We start from the raw sequence: 1254 nt of genomic DNA, 5'->3' as shown, positions 1-1254 counted from the left end.
CTTAAAGTCGGCCCACAGCGTTCCAGCCCCCAATCTGCGGAGCCCGGAGTCACCCGGGCCAACGCCAGACACTAACCTGCCTCCTAATCTGTGCAGCCCGTAGTCACCCGGGTACGACGCCAGACCGACACCTATTTTCTCCCTGCCGCCCGCTCCGAACATGCGGTATACTGATATGTGAGTGCTTCCATATTGCAAAGGAGTTGTTGTTCATGGCTGCAATGACAGCGAACACAAAGGTATTTGACCACTATAACGGTGAAGACGTCACCGAGTTTTCTCTCACCAATAAACACGGTGTGACCCTCAGCACGCTTAGCTTCGGGGCGAACTGGTACGAGCTGCTCGTGCCCACCGCCGCCGGCAAGCAGAACCTCCTGCTGAACTTCCCCCACGTCGCCGATTATGTCGAGAAGAATCCTTATCTCTGCATGTCCATCGGCCGCACCGCTGGCCGAATCGGCAAGGGTCAGTTCACGATCAACGGGACCGACTACCAGGTCGACCGCAACGAGGGCGGCAATGACCTCCACGGCGGTTTCCACGGCTTCAATTCCTATAATTGGGACGGCCGCATCGAGGATAACCACATCATCTTCACCAAGAACGTCACCAGCAGCATGGACAACTTCCCCGGCAACATGGAAGTGACGATCACTTACACGCTGACGGAGCAGGACGAGGTACTTATCGACTATGCGGCCAACGCCGATGCCGACACGCTCTTCAACCCCACGAACCACGCGTATTGGAACCTGAACGCCGGCGACATGACGGTGGGCAACCACACGCTGTTCATCAACAGTAATGACCGGTTGACGCTGGATGAAGAAAAGATTCCCACCGGCGGCCTGACGCCGGTGAAGGGCACCCCCTTCGACTTCAGCCAGCCGGCGTCGTTGGGCAAGGCCATTGCTAATCTGCAGGACATTCCAGAAAAGGGTATCGATGATGTCTATGTCCTGAATAAACACGCCGCCGATCAGCCTGTGGCGACCCTGAGCGACGCAGACAGCGGCATCAGCGTGGACATCTTCTCCGAACGCAATGCCATCGTCTGCTTCACCGCGCAAGGATTCAAGTCGGACGAGCCCTACATCGGCAAGACTGGGCAGTCCCACATTGGGGTGGCCCTGGAGTCGCAACAGGCACCGAATGCGGTGTTCGACCCGAATTACGGGAATATCACTGTCGGGCCCAACGAGATTAAACACGTGTATACGAAGTACCACTTTAGTTACTAAACCTTGTAGA

1 protein-coding gene is annotated in these 1254 nt (G+C 56.5%); it reads left to right on the top strand.

All coding sequences use genetic code 11. From position 1 onward, the window contains the following. Positions 1-212: 212 nt before the first annotated feature. Positions 213-1244: an aldose epimerase family protein gene (locus L248_RS07365; protein WP_051999904.1), complete on the top strand. Its 1032-nt coding sequence runs from the start codon at positions 213-215 to the stop codon at positions 1242-1244. Positions 1245-1254: the final 10 nt, after the last annotated feature.

This window comes from Schleiferilactobacillus shenzhenensis LY-73, from assembly GCF_000469325.1.
GTDB lineage: Bacteria > Bacillota > Bacilli > Lactobacillales > Lactobacillaceae > Schleiferilactobacillus > Schleiferilactobacillus shenzhenensis.
This window is presented reverse-complemented; position numbering and strand designations above follow the sequence as displayed.

Coding starts and splice junctions, on each gene's coding strand:
- L248_RS07365 (WP_051999904.1), top strand. CDS start 213: ATGGCTGCAATGACAGCGAACACAAAGGTATTTGACCACTATAACGGT.